General features: G+C 48.3%; 5 protein-coding genes. 3 read left to right on the top strand and 2 right to left on the bottom strand.

Going from position 1 to position 19,208, the window contains the following annotated elements; translation table 11 throughout:
* Positions 1-3: 3 nt before the first annotated feature.
* On the bottom strand, positions 4-912 hold the full coding sequence (locus MYF79_RS02830; protein ID WP_199655044.1) for a transglutaminase-like domain-containing protein: 909 nt from the start codon (positions 910-912) through the stop codon (positions 4-6).
* 106 nt (positions 913-1,018) lie between these two features.
* A complete protein-coding gene (locus MYF79_RS02825; protein ID WP_247812465.1) occupies positions 1,019-3,604 on the bottom strand; it encodes a hypothetical protein in 2,586 nt (861 codons plus the stop codon).
* A 707-nt stretch (positions 3,605-4,311) separates the two neighbouring features.
* On the opposite strand from MYF79_RS02825, the gene MYF79_RS02820 reads away from it, so the two are divergent.
* The 3 genes from MYF79_RS02820 to MYF79_RS02810 all read left to right on the top strand — a co-directional run bounded on the left by MYF79_RS02820 (position 4,312) and on the right by MYF79_RS02810 (position 19,146).
* The gene (locus MYF79_RS02820; protein ID WP_247812464.1) at positions 4,312-16,032 is read left to right on the top strand and encodes a gliding motility-associated C-terminal domain-containing protein; all 11,721 of its coding nucleotides are present in this window, start codon (positions 4,312-4,314) and stop codon (positions 16,030-16,032) included.
* Between the two features lie 76 nt (positions 16,033-16,108).
* Complete coding sequence (locus tag MYF79_RS02815) at positions 16,109-17,113, top strand: PorP/SprF family type IX secretion system membrane protein (protein ID WP_247812463.1); 1,005 nt, start codon at positions 16,109-16,111, stop codon at positions 17,111-17,113.
* 17 nt (positions 17,114-17,130) lie between these two features.
* On the top strand, positions 17,131-19,146 hold the full coding sequence (locus tag MYF79_RS02810) for an OmpA family protein (protein WP_247812462.1): 2,016 nt from the start codon (positions 17,131-17,133) through the stop codon (positions 19,144-19,146).
* The last annotated feature ends 62 nt before the right edge of the window (positions 19,147-19,208 follow it).

The following is a 19,208-nucleotide window of genomic DNA, read 5'->3' as shown; positions in this document are numbered from 1 at the left end:
GTATCATAATTCAATCAATGCATAAACCTTGTCGTTCATATACTTGCCTCCCGGGTGACGGGCAGTATAGTCAAGGTTTATCCAGTATTCGCCTTTCATCTCGTGGTAGTGGATCTCCTTCACAGGAGGTTGCGGAAACAAAGTAACAATGGCCTGTTTTATAACTTCAAAGTCCTCTTTACTGCCGCAATAAAGTTCCGGATAGGCGTGTCCCTGTATAAGTACAATACGGCAGCGGGCACCAATAGATTGCAGGCAGGAAGCCATCAGTATAGAGTGGTCATCGCAGTCACCCCCCAAGCCATTCTGGATGGTTTCCATGGGAGTAGCGAAATATTCATCACGATGGGTGTCAGGCACATATTTGAAATGCCTGTTGATATAATGGAACAATGCGAGATAGCGGGATACCTTCCCGTATTTTGGAAAATATTCATCAAAATCTTTCACAGAATGGGCAACAGAAAAATTGCGAACCAGTGAGTCTTTATAGTTAACCTTGTCCCGTATGCCCCTTACTGTTTTATCACGATAAGTTTCCACACGTCTGGGGTAAAGGCTGAGAATGTCGAACTGTTTATTGTTCTTGGCGCCCCAGTTACCCTGTACCATACCCTTATAATCGTTCAGAACATTGGTAAAGGAATAGTTGTCTGTAAAATAATTGATAAACAATACACTGCAAACAAGCACAAAGGCCGGGATGATCAACGGTTTAAAGATCCATAATAGCAAACGCGTGAACAGGAAGGCGATCAGCACTGCCACAAACATATCCATATGCCAGCCTTGTACAACTAATGGAGGTATATACCGGTTAAGGTAAGGCGCCAATGGTATAATGGTCAACAGGCTCAGCAGGTTGAGCAGAAATTGTTGGAATGTAGTGTATTTACTTTCATCAATGGCCATTATGATATGCAATAACGCAAAATTATGCCAGATGCATTGCAAAAAAATGTGTTTTCGCTTTAAAAGGAGAACTTTTTATGGCTGAATTTCTTTATAAATTACTGATTTATAGCTGATTGGTTTTTGAGACAGTGACAAGTACCCTTTCAAAATGTTTAAATGAAGTACTTTTATTGATGAGCGACATTTGCTGCTGGGCCTGATTATATTGTTTATCAAAGCGAACCTGCGAATACATTTTGCTAAGTTGTTTAAAGCCTGTCAGTAGTAATAATTTAAGGTCCATCTTCTGTGAAATTTCAACAGCTGCTTCCGCTATACGGATGGCCCGGTTCAATTCCTTTTCCTTGAAATAGATTTCTGCCAGGATCATCTTTTGCAGCACTTCAATATGGCGCCCACTGGTAAAATCAAATGGATAAGCCTTTAGCAGCTTGTCTGCGTGCTGGCATATTTTGTTTGCCGGAGCCAGGTTGTCAAGTCCCAGACAGGCGAGTGCCTGCCAGCATAATAGTACCAGCCGCAATGAATTGGTTCGTTGATATACAAGCGCGGGAAAGCATTCAAATATTCGCTTTGTATAATTGAGCATATGTGTGTTATCATTCAGGAGGGCGAAGGCCATACCAGTCATCCTGAATACCATTTCCTGTGCAACGGTGGGCGCATGCCTGGTACTACCCGTTAAATAACGTGGGTAATTATAGATCTTATCTTTTATGCTCTCATTGATGATCCCGAATTTCAGGTACTCATATACAAAAAGATAGAGATCGTAAGGAGATACCCATACTTCATCGTCAACGGTTTCACGGGAAATGAGTTTTTTAATATTGCTCAGTTCCAGTTCGCATTGTTCCGCATCCAGCTGCAATAATGATAAGGAGAAAAGGATACCCCGTATCTTCAGTTTATCGTCAGGCATTTCTGAAAGGTCAAGAAGGGCATTGAGCACCCGCTTTTTACCGAAATGCAGGAAATTGTCATTAATGAAGCGGCTCAACGGGTTTTTGCGGAAATATCCCTGGGGAAATATGCTGCTCAGTAAGGCAGGCTTTTCGCTTTCAGGTTGATAATGGATAGCGAGATATTCCAGCAGGTAGGATTTTTCCATGGTACTCAGGGTCAGCGAAAAGATCTTATGGATCGCTTCCGGTTGTTCGTTATTGATGGCATAACGCAACAACCATTTAAATATACCTACCCGGTATGAAGAAGAAGGCAATTGTTTGGCGATCTTTTGCAGCATATGTTCATCAATCCGGTCGTTGGCCTGTTTGATATAATGCATGGCCGAAAAATACTCCAGCAGGAACTGATGAGCAAAGCGCACTTTAACAAGGAACATTACTTCCTGGCTGAGGTTCTCTTCTACCAGGATATTATCCGCCAGCAGTTCCTTATATGCCGGGAAAAGGTCGGCATTTTTATTCAGCAGCAGGTTTTTGTCTGTGTATTGTCCTGCCTTGCCAAGATCCAGCAGCCAAAGCATTTTTTCAATGATCCTGACCTTGAAAGTATTAGTGGGCGAATTGAAAACTTTGATCTGCACAAACTTTGAGATCATCTCAAAGAGGCTGAGGTGTTCGCTGACGAAATGTTGCCCCGGACCCGTATTCAGTTGACAGAATAGCTGCAGGTAGTAAGGGTAGCGTAGTTTTTGCAGGAAACCTTCGCTGAAGGTACGTACAGTGGCCGGATCGATACGGTGATTGTATAATACTGATTTTACTTCCTGTTCTGTTAGAGAGGGCAGGTTAATACTGGTTTCCTCGTCCATTTCCGGTCCCAGATACCAGTATCTTCTGAAGGCCGGATACTGGAGTGAGTGCTGGAAAATATCAGACCAGGTGCTGCTGCGTATAGAAAGGATCACTTTTACCCAGGGGAACAGATCGTTCGAGTATACGAATTCTTCCAGTTTGGTATATAGCAGCTTCAGTTTATCTCCGGCGATAGTGATTTCATCAAACCCGTCTATTATTAAGATGAGCCTTCCACGTATCTTATCAAAATGGGAAGCGAAATATTCCCTGAAATTCTCTCCTGCACCCAGGTTTAACTGATTATCCAGCCAGGTGGCCAGTGAAAATCCACGCAGCAACAGGCTACCGGCAGCATGTGCATGAATAAACCAGCAGATGTCCTTTTTAAATTTGGCGTCTTTGCTGAACCAGAAGTGTTCTGCCATGTGCACCAGGGTAACTGATTTACCCCAGCCGGAAGGCGCTATCAGCGCAGTTGCGGCATAGTCGCTTTCCAGGAAACGTTCAATATGCGCAAAGCAGGATGGACGGGGAACTGTCAGGTTAAAGGGAATGCCTGACCTGTTCTTTAAGGTGAGTATCGTATAATGAGAAATAGTGACGGCCTTGTTCTTTAATTCCAGCCATTTGCTGTCGTTCAGTTCATTACCATCTGTCTGAACATAATGTTGGGCCTGAAAATCATCCCAATCCCTGTAATTACAATATTGGGCCAGCGTATTGAGTGTATACCGCGAAAAACTGTGCTTGGTCGTGGCAAAACCAAAAACCCTTTTGAGGGTAGTTTCACTGACTGCCTTTGTGGTTTCATCCCTTATGTGATCAGAAAGACGCTTGCAATCACTGGGGGTGATGGTATCTGCGCCAAACTTACGGGATACTTCATTCTGTAATGTTATGATAAAGTCATAGGAGAGATCTATCATACGGGGACAAGGTAATGGATTTTGAGTAAATGGATTTTTGGTTATTCTGAAGTAAACTTACGTATCCATTTTTAATTCAGATTTATTCATATAAAAATGGTTGAAATGAATAAAATAAATTAGAATGAATGATATATACTAGAGCTTGATTACTACCACAAATGTATGGTTATCAGTGGTTATTCAGCCTCTTTGATTCTTTTGAAAGAAATTATCAGATTATAAAACTGTTTAATTTAACCAGCGCTGCTGACCAATATTTAGTAAAGTTAATGGTTAGTACTCCGAACTAAAAAAGCGAATGTTCTATAATTTTTTCAGGAAGAAGCCGTTTAAAATAAAACCTCCATTTTCCCCCAAAAAGAAATAATCCTACTATAACGATATTTCCCAGACTTCATAAGGTGTGAATGAAATGAACACTCAATTTACGTGTAATGAACGAAATGAACAGCCTCTTCTATACTGAATAAAAAGACCTTCTTTTAAACCATTCTATCAGCCTATTTTCGCCCCGTTCTTTTTAACTGTTACTCAACATAAGGACCTCCCGGGCGTATTCAGGTATTTCAACCTGGCGACTTCCTATCCTTATTCCCTGAGCCTCATAGCCCCTGCCCCTAAGAGTTATAGAAAACCGTGGCATATGCTTTTTGCGTCTTAAAAAATACGCGCTTTATAACCCGAACTAATTGAATACTAAGACTATGTATTTTAAAGCTACCCTGAAAAGCCCCATGAGAGCTTTTATGCTTGTTTTCATTTATCTCGTCTGGCTGGTTGGGTTACCGTTGGGTGAAACATCCGCAAAGGACCTCCCCCTAACGAATGCAACCAATTCAGCAATCTGGCTGAATAACTATCTTTCTCATCATCCTCATTCCCCATTATTGAGCAGCGCCTGGCGCACTGAGGGCCGTTATTTTGCCGATGGTCCTTTGTGGAGTTATGCCGGTAGTCAGTCGTCCGTTACTTTCGGTGTGGCCTGTGCGCTATGCCGGGTGGATGATGGCGCTAATGCTATTGATGCGAACCGGAATACGGCGGCAACACTCGTGCTGCCTGTCGGCGCGGTGGGTGGTGTAGGGCTCAAACTTCAATTCTCCGGGACCTACCAGGCTGGAGATCAGGTGGCACTTGATCTCGAGATCCCTGATCAGTTCTATTCAAACCAACTTCTTTCGGCAGTCTCCGTAAATACTTTTAGAGGAGGTGTATCCAATAATGACGCGATATCGCTGAATAGTGAACTGGTCAGAATAAGTGTATTGGGCGCCGGACTGGGAAGTACTCCAAAGTTCCGGGTGATCGTTCCTGTTACACACGATTTCGATGAAGTACAGGTCAGCCTTTCCGCTTTGATCGCCGGGTTCGGATCTTTACGGGTGTATGAAGCGACAGCATTCATCCCTGTAACTGTTAATCCGGCGGCTCCCATTGTCAATTCCGGCGGAATCGTTACTTTCTCACCTTCCATCAGGATCCCCGGGGCTACCTTCAACTGGTATACTGCTCCCGAAGGTGGGACTTCCATATTTAACAGCGCCGGCTTTACAACGCCGCCTTTAAATCGTACCACCACTTACTATGTGACAGCTACCAATCCGGCAGATGGACTCGTAAGTTCCGTTCGTTCCCCTGTTACTGTCAGGGTGAGTGGCGGCGCCGGGCCCATATGGACATTTGCTGACCAGGAGGAAAGTCCGCTGACAGCGGGTATCGCATGTGCACTATGTTATGTCAATAATCCCGACAAAGCAGTTGACGGAGATACCACTACTGCTTCAACGCTTTCATTACCAGTGGGGGCCTTGACTTCAGTAGGGCAACTGCTTCGGTTTCCGGGCGACTATAAAGCGGGCGACCGCATTGTGATGGATCTGGAAATACCAGGTCAGTTGGTGTCTGCTGCTGCATTGGCAGCCATTCAGATACAGACATTCAACAACGATATTGCTAATAATGACATTACAAACCTGGGTGCCGGCATTATTCGCGTGGACGCCCTCGGGCTGGGCATAAGCGGTAAAACCAAGTTCCGTGTAACGGTTCCTGTCGCCAAAGATTTTGATGCTGCCCAGATAAGCCTGTCTACGGCATTTGCCGCCTTCGGCGTACTAAATGTATATGAAGCTGCAGCTATTATCCCTGTTACGGTTACTCCTGCTGCGCCAACAATCACAGCGGGAACCAATGTAACATTAACTGCCGCTACAGGCGCGCGTATATCAGCACCTGTTTACAGATGGTATACAACACCTACAGGTGGAACACCTGTAGCCATTGGCAGCGACTTCCCTACTCCTCTGCTGAGTCGTACCACTACTTACTATGCGGAAGCATATAGCCCTGCAGCTAACCTCAGCAGCTATGTGCGCACGCCTGTTACGGTAAAAGTGGCTGGAGGCCCCGGCACTATCTGGAGTTACGGTCAGGAACAGCAAAGTCCGATTACAGGAGGCATAGCCTGCGCAGCATGTTCCGTAACTACTCCCGGTCTGGCGGTAGATGGCGATACAACTACTTCTGCTATACTCACAGTTCCGCTGGGTGTTGCCGGTACCGTAGGGCAACTAGTAAAACTGCCAGGTGTTTATCAGGCGGGAGACAGTATCATACTGTTCCTGGAAGCTCCTGCTGAAGACCTTGCAGGTGTGGTGCTGCCAGGAGTGAAGGTGACAACTTTTAACAACAGCATTGCTGGCCCGGCGGTATCCAATAATGACGGCCTGACGCTCGATGCATCGGTAGTAAAGCTACAGCTGCTGGGAATAGGCTTGAACAATGCCCGTAAGTTCCGCGTAGCTGTTCCTGCCACAAAAACATTTGACGGTGTACAGGTTGATTTTGGCGGCCTGGTGGGCGTATCCGGTTCACTGAAGTTGTATGAGGTAGCGGCAATGATCCCGGTAACTGTATTACCGCAGCCGGCTAAGACAGCTTATAATACCCCGATCACTTTAACGCCTACCATCCGCCTCTCCAATCCGGTGTTCCATTGGTATACTGCTCCGCAGGGAGGAGCTCCTGTGTTTACCGGTTCCGGTCCTTTTACGACCCCTTCTCTTATCCGTAATACTACCTACTATGTAGAGGCAGAAGATCCTGCCGGTACGACAAGCCTGGTAAGGACTGCGGTACCTGTGACCATTGGTGGCGGTACCGGTCCGCTATGGACATTTGGCACGGGGCAGCAGGCTCCCGTTACAAGCGGCGTGGCCTGTGCCCTGTGTAACGTACAGAACCCGGCATTTGCGTCAGATGGAGATACTACCACTGCTTCCCATTTATCACTGCCTTTGGGTGTTGCAGCCACATTAGGGCAAAAGATCTCCTTTCCGGGTACATATCATAGTGGAGACAGCATTATTCTGATCCTTGGCGCTGAAGCTGATATCCTGGCAGATGCCGCTCTCCTGGGAAGTATTGGCGTAAGCACTTCCCTGAACAATGTAAACAACAATGACAAGCAGTTATTGAATGGTGCCCTGTTGGATATTGATCTCCTCCAGGGAATAAATGGTATCAAAAGGTTCCGGGTAGCCATACCTGTATCACACACCTTTGATGGCGCACAGATAGATATCGGTAGCCTGCTTGGCGCAAATAATTCATTGTATATCTATGAGGCCATAGCAATGACGCCGGTGACGGTTGCACCAAGTCCTGCCGCTGTCAACACAGGACAAACCGCTACACTCAATGCTACATTACCCGGTATACCCGGTGCTATCTTCAACTGGTATGAAACGCCGGAGGGAAGTTCGCCAATATATACAGGCAGCAGTTTTAAAACACCGCCGTTGTTTCAGCATAAAACCTATTATGTCGAAGCCATTTCTCCTGCCGATGGTCTGATCAGCATCAGGAGAACAGCTGTAGATGTAAATGTGAATAATGCCAGTGGTAATGGTCAGTTAAGTTGCAGCGGTTCGCAGACACAGAGCAATGGCACAGGAGGCGTTTGTTTGTTATGTACAGTAGATAATCCAGGGCTGGCGGTAGATAATGATCCCGCAACGGCATCTAAGATACGTCTGACCTTAGGGGCACTGGGAAATGTTTATCAGGACCTGGTATTCCCTGTTGCTGGTAAAGCCGGAGATACGGTACGTTTGGGCCTTGGCACCTCTACAGGCTTACTTGACCTGGCGGTGCTGGGAGGTATCAGCGTGGGGCTGGGGAATGGAACAAGACCGGCAAACGCTGAAATGGGTGCCTTGCAAAGTGATCTGCTGACAGTACGTCTGTTGAATGGAGTACAACAAAGCGCTTACACTTTCGTTGCAAATAAAAATTTCGACAGGGTAGAAATCCGTCTGAGCGCTTTGGTAGGGGCTATTACTGAACTGAACCTGTATTATGCTCAGGTGGTTACCCCTGTTGCGCAGGTGGCTGCGGGAAACGTATTTACCTGCAGCGGAAGCCCTGTGGTACTAAGCGCTACCGGACCAGCCGGTTATACCCTGCGTTGGTACACTTCTTATACTGGTGGGGCTCCGGTTGGTTATGGTGCGTCATTTACCACGCCTGCCATTACAAAAGATACCACCTATTTCGTAGAAGCTGCCGGTGCTGATAGCTGTGGCAGTGAAAGACGTATGCCGGTACAGGTGAAAACAGGTCTGCCAGGAGTGGTGGTGACGCCATCTTCTGCCGCTGTAGCGGAAGGTACTACGCCTACATTTAATGTTGTTGCCCCTGATCCGGAGTACATTTATAACTGGTACAATGTGCCAGCCGGTGGTACTCCCGTGTTTGTTGGAACACAGTTCACCACACCTCCCGTAACGGCCAATGCGACCTATTATGCAGAAGCTGTATTGAAGGGAAATGCCAGCTGCAAAAGCCTGCGCACGCCGGTGGCTGTTACGCTTAATGGTGATGGTGGGCCGGCTACCCCTGGTGATATCGACTGTGGTGGTGCAACCGGTCAGCAAACCGCAGCAAGCGGCATCTGTATAGGTTGTTTTGTAGAAAAACAGGATTCAGCGGTTGATAACAGTACCCAAACTGCATCTGTTATGCATACGGTGCTGGGGGTAGGCGCAAGCATACAGCAATCGCTCATCTTCCCTGCTGCAGGTGTAAAAGGCGACAGCGTACGTATTAAGCTGGGCTTTGTTACGGCGTTAGCAGATCTGGGATTATTGAGCGGTATCCAGATCTCTTCTTCTAACAATGCCACTGTCAATAACGATGGCGTAACCCTGAGCCCCGGCCTGTTGAATCTGCGGTTGTTGAATGGCAACAGGGACCTTATTTACACTTTCGCCCCCGGTGCTGCGTTCGACAGGGTTAATGTTAAATTGAGTGGTCTGGCTACAGCACTTACTACATTGAAAGTCTATTCCGCGCAGATCTTTGCAGGTACGCCTACAGTGGAAAAAGACACCGTTTACATCTGTCAGGGTGGTACAGCCACATTGCGGGCTACAGGACCTGGTACTTCCTTCCGTTGGTATAATCAGCCTGTCGGAGGCACGGTGCTGGCTTCAGGTGCCACATACCAGGTAAGTGATGTGACCAATGCTATCTATTATGTAGAAGCGCTTTCATCTTCAGGTTGTGTGAATCCGGCAAGGAAGGCCGTATACGTGATCGTTGGCTTACCACAGCCATTGGTAACACCATCTGTGAGCACGATCGATGCAGGTCAGACAGTTACTTTCACAGTCAATGGTCCCAATCCTGCATATCAATATAACTGGTACAATGCACCGGCTGGCGGCACCCTGCTTAAGGCCAATTCCACCAGCTACACAACGCCGGCATTGTCTGCTGCCGCAGTTTATTATGTAGAAGTAAGAGATCCGGTGAATAACTGCACCAGTCCTACCCGTACTGCGGTGCGTGTAGATATTAATATGCCTGACGAGCCGACGCCATGTAGTTATGCTACACAACAGGTAAGCCCTGTTATTGCAGGCATCTGTCTGTTATGTTCAGTAGCTGACCCGGCGCTGGCGGTAGACCAGAATGCAAATTCCGCATCGACGATCACTTCTACCCTGAGTGCGGTAGGCTATGTAGGCCAGCTGTTAAGGTTTAACAATACCTATCCTGCGGGCGACAGTGTTACACTCGACCTGGAAATTCCGGGCCAGTTGGCAGATGCGGCGTTGCTGGGAGGTGTGAGGCTGGAAACTTATAATGGAAATACGCCTAATGGCGACGCTATATTCCTGAATAATTCAATAGTGCATTTGACCCTGCTCAACACAGGTAATAAATTCCGCGTAACATTGCCGGTTGCCAAAGCCTTCAATGGCGTATTGGTAAGCATCAATGGTGTAATAGCGGCACTGACCCGTGTGAAGGTATACTTTGCTGCTGTGGTAACATCCAGGCCGCAGGTAGCTACGCCGACGGTAAATGTGTGCAGTGGGAGCGTTGCCACATTAGTTGCGACATCTCCCAATGGCGCTGATCTGGCCTGGTATACCGCCGCCGTTGGAGGTACGCCTTTGCCAGGGAATGGTACTTATGTAACTCCTGCCCTGACAGCTTCCGCTACTTATTATGTAGAAGCCAGCCGATTTGGTTGTGCTAACCCTGTCAGGATACCGGTAAGGGTAAATGTCGGTACAACGCCTGCTGCGCCTACTGCTGCGGGAAGAAGTATCTGTGCCGGTAACCCGGCAGCACTGCTGGCAACAGCGCCGGCGGGAGCTACATTCCGCTGGTATTCTGCCGCTACAGGGGGCACCTTGCTGGCATCCACGGCAAACTATACAACCAATGTCCTGAATGCAGATACTGCTTTTTATGTGGAAGCCGATAATAATGGTTGTAAGAGTGCAACCAGGACAAGAGTGCCTGTAACTGTAAGCGCTGGTCCGGCTAACCTCACGGTGACCCCTCCGGCAACATCTGTGATCAGTGGCCAGGGAGCCATCTTCACTGCTAATGCTACGGGCACAAACGTGATCTATAAGTGGTATAACATGTCCGGGGATTCTATCTATACCGGTGCCGTGTTCAATACCGGTCCGCTGACGGCTACCAGCACCTTCTCTGTAGAGGCAGTAAATGCGGGTGGTTGTAAGAGTGGACCGAGGGTGTCAGTAACAGCCACAGTTGTGCCAGGCAGTAACGACATCCCCTGCGATGCCGCTACCAGCCAGGAGAACGCTGCCAACGGCATCTGTGTTGGTTGTTATGTTGAAAACCCGGGCCTGGCGGTTGATAACAGTACACTCTCAAAATCTACCCTGCATGTAGTACTTGGACTGTTGAACGGATATGTGCAGCAGTCGCTGATCTTCCCGCAGATCAGCGAGCCCGGTGACAGTGCGGTCGTATCACTTTCCTTCGATAATACATTGGCGGATGTTGGCCTGTTGTCTGCTATCGAGATTGGGTCTTACAATGGTGCCGTTTCCAATAATGACTTCATTGCGCTGAATAATCCAATTATAAAACTGACTCTACTGGGCGGTAACAAGCAGGCGCTGGCAGGCTTTAAGCCGAAAGCATTGTTTGACAGGCTTGTGATACGTCTCAGATCAGGTGCGGCTTCCGCACTGAGTGCTGTGAACGTACATTTCGCAAGCCGTGTGGTAGGACTGCCAGTGGTGAAAGGTGATACAGTATGTACCGGTCATCATGCTACACTGACTGCAAGTGGTCCGGCGAATGTATCTTTCCGCTGGTATACTACAGCAACAGGCGGCGCCGCTGTTTCCACAGGTACAAGTTATCAGACGCCGGCATTGACAGCGAATACTACTTACTATGTAGAGGCTGTGAAAGCAAGTCTCAACTGTCCTAACCCGCAGCGTGTTGCCGTAACGGCAATAGTGGATCCTGTACCGGCGATACCTGTGCTGGATACAACCGCGTTGTCTATCTGCAGCGGCAGCACAGCAACCTTTAATGTGAAACCTGTAGCCGGTGTGATCTATCGCTGGTACACTGCTCCTGCAGGTGGTACATTGCTGTTCACCGGTACTTCTTATAGAACGCCTAATCTGACTGCCACTACGGCTTATTATATCGAGGCCTCCAATACTACAGGCTGTATCAATACAAACCGTAAAATGGTGACGGCCACTATCGTTGGCAGGCCGGGTGCTCCGGCAGTGAGCTCCGGAAATGTGACTATCTGTGCAAACAGCAGTGCGCAGCTGGCGGCTACTTCTGCTACCCCAGGTGCAGTGTTCCGCTGGTATACAACGGCGGCCGGTGGCACTCCGGTATTTGAAGGCGCTTCCTTCCAGACGCCTGTGCTGACAGCTTCTGCCACTTATTATGTAGAAGCGGCTGCAGGGGCTTGCACAAGTGCAGCAAGAACAACGGTGGCTGTTACCGTCAACCCGGTACCTGCCACTCCAACTGTTACAACAGTACCCGTGAACGGTGAAGTGGTCTCTGGCCAGTCGGCAATACTGACTGCAAGTTCTGCAACCCCTGGTGCGGTATATAACTGGTATACCGTGGCAACAGGTGGTAGCCCCGTATTTACCGGGCCCATATTTACAACGCCGGCCCTGACCAGCGGCATCACTTACTATGTTGAAGCTGTTGCCGGCGCTTGTCCGGGTGCACGTACTGCCGTACCGTTAACGGTAACTGTAGTGCCAAATACTACCTGTGATTTTGCAAATGCACAATCAAACAGCACTACAGCTATTTGTGCGCTTTGCTCGGTAGTAGATGCACAGAATACAACAGATGCAGATGTCAATAACTATTCTATTCTTTCTGTGCCATTGGCCGCCGGTGGTGGTAGTGTACAGCAAAGTCTCATCTTCCCGGGAGTGGCAGCTGCCGGCGATAGTGTGCGGATCGTGATGGAACTGCCCGCCCAGTTGGTAGATGCAAGTTTACTGAGTTCACTGGAAGTCTCCAGCTTCAATGGAGCAACAGCAAATAACGATGCGCTGTTACTGAACAGTGCTAACGTGAGCATCCGCCTGGTGAGCGGTAGCGACAAATTCACCGTAGCCTTTGCTCCGGGCGCGGCTTATGACCGTGTGCAGGTTCGTCTGAGAGGTGGTGTTGTAGCAGCTTTGGTGAAACTGCATATCTATTATGCAACAAGACAAGTGTCAGCTCCGGTGGTAGCTGCGCGTAACATCACTATCTGTAGCGGTAATACAGCTACGCTGACTGCAACAGCCAGTCCGGTGGCTAAACTGGAATGGTACGATGCGCCTGTCGGCGGACAAAAAGTGTTCGAAGGAGCCTCCTTCATTACGCCGGCGCTGACAGCTACAAAAACATATTATGTACAAAGCGTGCGTACCAGCAATGATTGCGCTAATCCAAACAGAGTGTCTGTAACGGTAAGCGTGGTGCCGGGCCTGGTAGCGCCAACAGTCAATAGCGCTGCAATCTGTGCTGGCCAGCAGGCTACGTTGACGGCCAATGTAACCGGTTCGAACATACAGACCCGCTGGTATAGTGCACCGACCGGAGGTACGCTGTTGTTTACAGGCACCACATATGTTACCAATGCGCTGAGTACAGATACGGCGTTCTACGTAGAGACGGGCAATGGCGCCTGTACCTTGTCATCAAGGGTGAAGGCAACTGTAACGGTAGGTGGCAGTGCTCCTGCTCCTGTACTGGAAGCGCAGAACGTAAACATCTGCGCCGGTAGTGTAGCCACCTTTAAAGTAACGTCGGCTACAGCAGGTATTACCTACAAATGGTATACGGCTTTGACCGGCGGTACACCTGTAGATACAGGTGCAACGTTTACTACGCCGCTACTCTCTGCTACCACAGTTTACTATGTAGAAGCAAGCAGCAATAGCTCTGCATGTAGCCAGGCCAGTGCAAGAGTAGCAGCTACTGCTACTGTAGCTGCAAGACCTGCTGTTCCGGTACTGGTAAGCGATGATGTGGAAATATGTGCCGGTCAGAATGCCGTGCTGTTTATACAGAATCCGCAGAATAATGTAAGCTACCAGTTCTATACAGCGCCAACCGGCGGTACACTGGTATCTACCGGGCCTGTATTTGTAGTGACCGGAATTACAGGTAATGTTACTTTCTATGTACAAGCCGTAAATAATAATGGCTGTGTCAATGCAGGCGACCGTGTGCCAGTTGCTATCAGGGTATTGCCTGCTCCGGCAACGCCTGTGGTAACTGCACCTGCAGTTGCCGTATGCCCCGGATCAACCGTAACGCTCTCTGTACAAAATCCGAACGCATCGTTCGCTTATCGCTGGTATACTACGGCAACGGGTGGTACACCGGTAGATTCAGGCAGCAGCTTTACAACACCTGCTATCAATAGCGCTACCAATTATTATGTGGAAGCAGGTAATGGTAATTGCAGCAGCCCTGCAAGAGCGCGGGTGGCAGTGAGTGTATCTACGGCTCCTCCGGTTCCCGTGCTTGAATCTGACAATGTGAGCACCTGTACTGGTGGTACCGCTACCCTGCGCGTAATCTCCAATACAAATGGTGTGACCTATAACTGGTATACAGCCGCTACTGGTGGCACTAAGGTCTTTAGCGGTCCTGCGTTTGTCACCCCGGCGCTGAATAACAGTACGGTATATTATGTTGAAGCTGTAAGTACTAACAGCCAGTGTACAGGCACCAGTTCAAGAGTGGCGGTTACAGTAACAGTTGGTGTGTCTCCGGATGTACCTGTACTGACTGCCGCGAGTGTGAGGGTATGTGCAGGCCAGGATGTAACATTGTCTGTACAGCATCCACAGGCTGGAGTGTCTTATCAGTGGTTTGATGCAGTTACAGGTGGTACACTTGTCTTTACCGGCAGCAACTTTATGGTAACAGCCGTAAATGCAAATGTCAGCTACTACGTACAGGCGGCCTCAGGATCTACCTGTGTAAGCGCAAGCCGTGCTGCAGCAAGTATAACAGTAGATGCAGCAGCGCCGACACCGGATGTTGTAGCGGCCAATATGATTACCTGTGTAGGTGGTACTGCAACATTCAATGTCCTGAATCCGGATGCAGCACTAACCTATCGCTGGTACAATGCTCCTGCGAATGGAATACTGCTCGCTTCCGGACCCGAATATACAACGGCGGCATTAAACAAGAATACTACTTTCTATGTGGAAGCGCTGAATGGTTCAGGATGTAGCAGCCAGGCAAGGAAGGGTGTAACCGCAACAGTCGTAAATACCATTGATGCACCGCTGGCAGACGGAGCAACCATTTGTGCAGGTAATGCTGCGGTACTTAATGTGAAAGATCCGCTGCCAGGTATCAGTTACAAATGGTATACAGCTGCAACCGGCGGTACTCCTGTCTTCACAGGTGCGGCCTTTACCACAGCGCAACTGAATGTAAATACAACTTACTATGTAGAGGCTGCAACCGGCGGTTGTATAAGCCAGAGCCGTACTATTGTTCCGGTTACGGTCAATACTACACCAACATCCCCGGTAGTTACCGATGCAACAGTAACGGTATGCCCTGGCGAGATTGCAACCCTGAGTGTACAGCAGGCGAATGCAGCATTGACCTACCGCTGGTATGATAGCCCAACAGGTGGTACGCCGGTAGCAACGGGTAATTCTATTATGACTCCTGCCATCACGGCGAATATTACTTACTATGTAGAGGCGCTGAATACTTCCGGTTGTGCAAGCATAGACCGCACCCCTGTAAACATCATACTGGGTGCTTCAGCCAGCAATGCGGCCGTGGGTGGCAATGCGGACCTCTGCCCTGGTGGTATGGCAACGCTCACAGCTACATCAGCAACCGCAAATGCAGGCTTCCGCTGGTATACGGCTGCTACAGGAGGCGCTCCTATAGCTACAGGAGCTACATTCATCACCCCTGCCCTCAACCAGAACACCACCTACTACGTAGAAGCGGTAAGCCCGGGTGGTTGCAGCAGTACTTCCAGGACGGCAGTACAGGTGAATATACTTGCGCCACTGGCTTCGCCGGTTGTAACAGTGAGTCAGACAACACCGACACAGGTAACCTTTGAGTGGACTGCAGTGCCGGGGGCAACTGCCTACCAGGTAACATTGGATAACGGCGTTACATATGTCGTTCCAAGTTCCGGCCCGGAAGGACTCTCACATATTATTTCCGGCTTATCGCCTGCGCAGACGGTAACCATACGTGTAAGAGCGGTGGGTATCGCAGATTGTGAAACAAGTGCACTTTCCACGGCGGTGACGGGTACAACAGAGAACCCTCAGGGTAACAACATCTTTGTACCAAACGTATTCACGCCAAACGGAGACGGATTCAATGATGTGCATTATGTATATGGAAACACCATTGTTAACATAGTAATGAGATACTACAACCAGTTTGGTCAGCAGATATTCGAGACCAAAGATCAGCGCAACGGATGGGATGGTACTATGGGTGGGCGTCAGCAGCCTGTGGGTGTCTACATCTATGTGCTCCGCGCTACTCTTCAGGATGGTTCCGTAGTGAATAAGAAAGGAACCGTTACCATCGTCCGCTAATCGGGTTAGAAAATGTATACACAGGGCCGGGATGAGACCTCATCCCGGCCATTACAAAAAAGTTAAAAATCTTCTTATGAAGAACATACTCTTTGTTGTCTGGACAGTATTGGTCACTTTGCTGCCTGCATGGGCAAAAGCACAGGTAGACCCTCACTTTTCACAGTACTACGCTTATCCTATGTGGTTGAACCCTGCATTGACAGGAATCGTAGATGGCGACTATCGTGTCAGCGCCAACTATCGGAACCAATGGGTTAACATTGGTAAACCGTTTTCTACTACAGGTGTATCTTTTGATGCAGCAGGACCGAATAATATCGGTGTTGGTGCCAATATAATCAACATGTCGGCTGGAGATGCGGGCTATAATTACCTCAATGCAATGGCCAGTTTTTCTTACCGTGGCGTACGCTTCGGAGAAACAGGTACCAGCCAGCTGGTATTCGGTATCCAGGCAGGGATGATCAACCGCAAAATAGATCCGGCCAAATGGCAGCTGGGCAGTCAATACGATCCGGTAATGGGTTTCGATCCGTCAAAGCCCAGTGGCGAGAATATCAGCACCACTTCTTCCAATGTATTTGATGCAGCTGCAGGTGTCATGTTCTTCGATAGCAATCCCAATCATCAGTTCAATCCCTTCGCCGGTTTTTCCGCCGGCCATCTTACACGGCCAACGGATCCGTTTCTGACGGGTGAAGACAGGCGCCTGCCGGTAAGATACATGACACATGGCGGTACACGTGTTAAATTGAATGATATCTTCAGTATTACACCTCACGGCCTGTACATGCGCCAGGGAAATGCACATGAAACGGTAGTGGGCGTGTATGGACAGGCGTATCTGAATGAAGAATTTGACTTCCTGCTGGGAGCCAATTACCGCATCAACGATTCCGCCATCCCATTTGCCGGTTTTCACTTCAAAAGCTTTGTACTCGGGCTTAGTTATGATGTGAACACTTCCAATCTCAGGCGATTGGTCAATGGTAGTAACAGTTTTGAACTATCCTTATCCTTCATAAGCCGGAAGAAGAGAGTTTACTCCGAAGAGAATTTCTTTTGCCCGCGCCTGTAAAAACAAAACATACACGGATGAAACAACATGTACGCTATTGGCTGGCTATCGCATTATTACTGTGCATCGTAAGCACCTCAAAGGCCCAGTATGTATACGACTATAAGAGGACCGGTGATATTTACTTCGAGGCAAAGGATTACTACTCTGCTGCGCAGTACTACAACAAAGCCCTTGGTACTTTTAAAATAAAACCAGGCAGGGTCCTGCCTTATACTGTTGAGTTACGGGGCAAGGAGTCGGGCAAGCTCAAAGATTATGAAGTGGTGATCTACCGCCTGGCGGAATCTTACCGGAATTATTACGACTATGGTAATGCCGAAAAATATTATGAGCAGGTAGTCGGGTTCAATAATAACACGCTTTTTCCGCTTGCCCGTTTCTGGTATGGCGTAAGCCTGCGTGCAAACGGGAAGTATAGTACTGCATTGGAGCAGTTCACAAAATTCAGGCAGGAGTATAATAAAATAGACGAGTTCAGCACACGTGCCAACCTGGAGATCGCCTGCTGTGAGTTTGCGATTGCTGAGGAAAATCGTCTGCCTGCCTATACGATCAGTAAGTTAGGAGGGGATGTAAATGCAGGAGGTGCAAACTATGCACCTGCGGTATTAGGGAAAGACATGCTGTTATATACCTCGTCCCGTCCAGATAGCAGTGAACTGGAAAAAGAGAAGAAATCTAAAAAAGCCAATCCATACATCAACAACCTGTTCATCGCCCATGGAAAGGGGGCTGACTTTCACAATAGTGTGCCGGTCAATATTCCTGACGCTAATGGGCTTGATCAGGGGGTAGCTACGGTGAGCCCGGATGGAAATACACTGTACCTGACACGTTGGACAACCAAAAACGGAATAAAAGCGGCGGCTATTTACACCAGCAGCAGGAATGCCGGAAAATGGGATGAGCCCAAACCACTAGGCCCGAATGTCAACGTAGAGGGATATAGTGCGATGCAGCCATTTGTGACTGCTGATGGTAAATTTCTGTTGTTTTCCTCCAACAGGCCGGGTGGTATGGGAAAAAACGATCTGTGGTACTGCCCGCTCGACAAAGGCGTTGCCGGGCCTGCCAAGAACATGGGTACAAATATCAATACCCGCGATGAGGAACAGGCGCCCTTCTATGACGGTGAGAAGAAAGCCTTGATATTCAGCACTGATGGAAGGGTCGGACTCGGAGGATTGGACTTCTTCGTTGTTGAGGGCGACTTCAACAGTTGGGGAGCGCCTAGGAACCTGGGCATTCCGTTAAATTCCCCTAAAGATGATGTCTATTATTCCCCTGTTGATAATGAGCATCCACTGGCTGCCGGATACATCAGTTCCGACAGGGAGTCAGTATGCTGTCTGGAAGTGTTCGCTATAAAGAAGATCTCTAAAATTATCAATGGATTAGTGCTGGATTGTGAGAATAATATGCCGCTTACAGGCGCAAAGATTACATTGCTGGATACCATATTACAGCGTGTATTGCAGCAGGTTGTACTGGATGAGACCGGGCGCTACCAGTTTGAAGTGGAACCGCTGAAGCACTATAAGATCATGGCAGAAAAAGAGAACTATTTCTCCAAGGCGATTTATGCAAATACGGACGGTTTAACAAAAATTGACTCTTTATTAAATCCAAATACCTGTCTTAAACGTTATGAAATAGGAAAGCCCATTATCCTGAAGGATATTTACTATGACTTCGATAAGGCAACCTTACGTCCGCAGTCACTGATAGTACTCGACACAGTGGTCGCTATCATGCAGGATAACCCTAATATCATCATTGAGATGAGTGCGCATACGGATAGTAAGGGTCAGGATGCATATAATATGAAACTGTCTCAGCGAAGGGCGCAATCCTGTGTGGATTACCTGATAAGCAGAGGTATCTCCAGCGACCGTATGATCGCTAAAGGATATGGAGAGACAAGGCCGATAGCACCCAATGAGATGCCGAACGGGAAGGATAACCCGGATGGCAGGCAGTTGAACAGAAGAACAGAATTTAAAGTGTTGCGCGTAACCCAGTTAGACTAGGGGAATAGTAACGTTTTATAAAGTCGGTTTTCTGGCCTACGGGTTGGAGCCATATCCTAATG

It is taken from the genome of Chitinophaga filiformis, from assembly GCF_023100805.1.
GTDB classification, from domain to species: Bacteria; Bacteroidota; Bacteroidia; order Chitinophagales; family Chitinophagaceae; genus Chitinophaga; species Chitinophaga filiformis_B.
Note: the sequence above shows the minus strand (reverse complement) of the source record. Positions and strands in the feature narration are given on the sequence as shown.

Excerpts from the sequence above, each read along its gene's own strand:
- MYF79_RS02830 (WP_199655044.1), bottom strand. The coding sequence starts at position 912 with ATGGCCATTGATGAAAGTAAATACACTACATTCCAACAATTTCTGCTC.
- MYF79_RS02825 (WP_247812465.1), bottom strand. The coding sequence starts at position 3,604 with ATGATAGATCTCTCCTATGACTTTATCATAACATTACAGAATGAAGTA.
- MYF79_RS02820 (WP_247812464.1), top strand. The coding sequence starts at position 4,312 with ATGTATTTTAAAGCTACCCTGAAAAGCCCCATGAGAGCTTTTATGCTT.
- MYF79_RS02815 (WP_247812463.1), top strand. The coding sequence starts at position 16,109 with ATGAAGAACATACTCTTTGTTGTCTGGACAGTATTGGTCACTTTGCTG.
- MYF79_RS02810 (WP_247812462.1), top strand. The coding sequence starts at position 17,131 with ATGAAACAACATGTACGCTATTGGCTGGCTATCGCATTATTACTGTGC.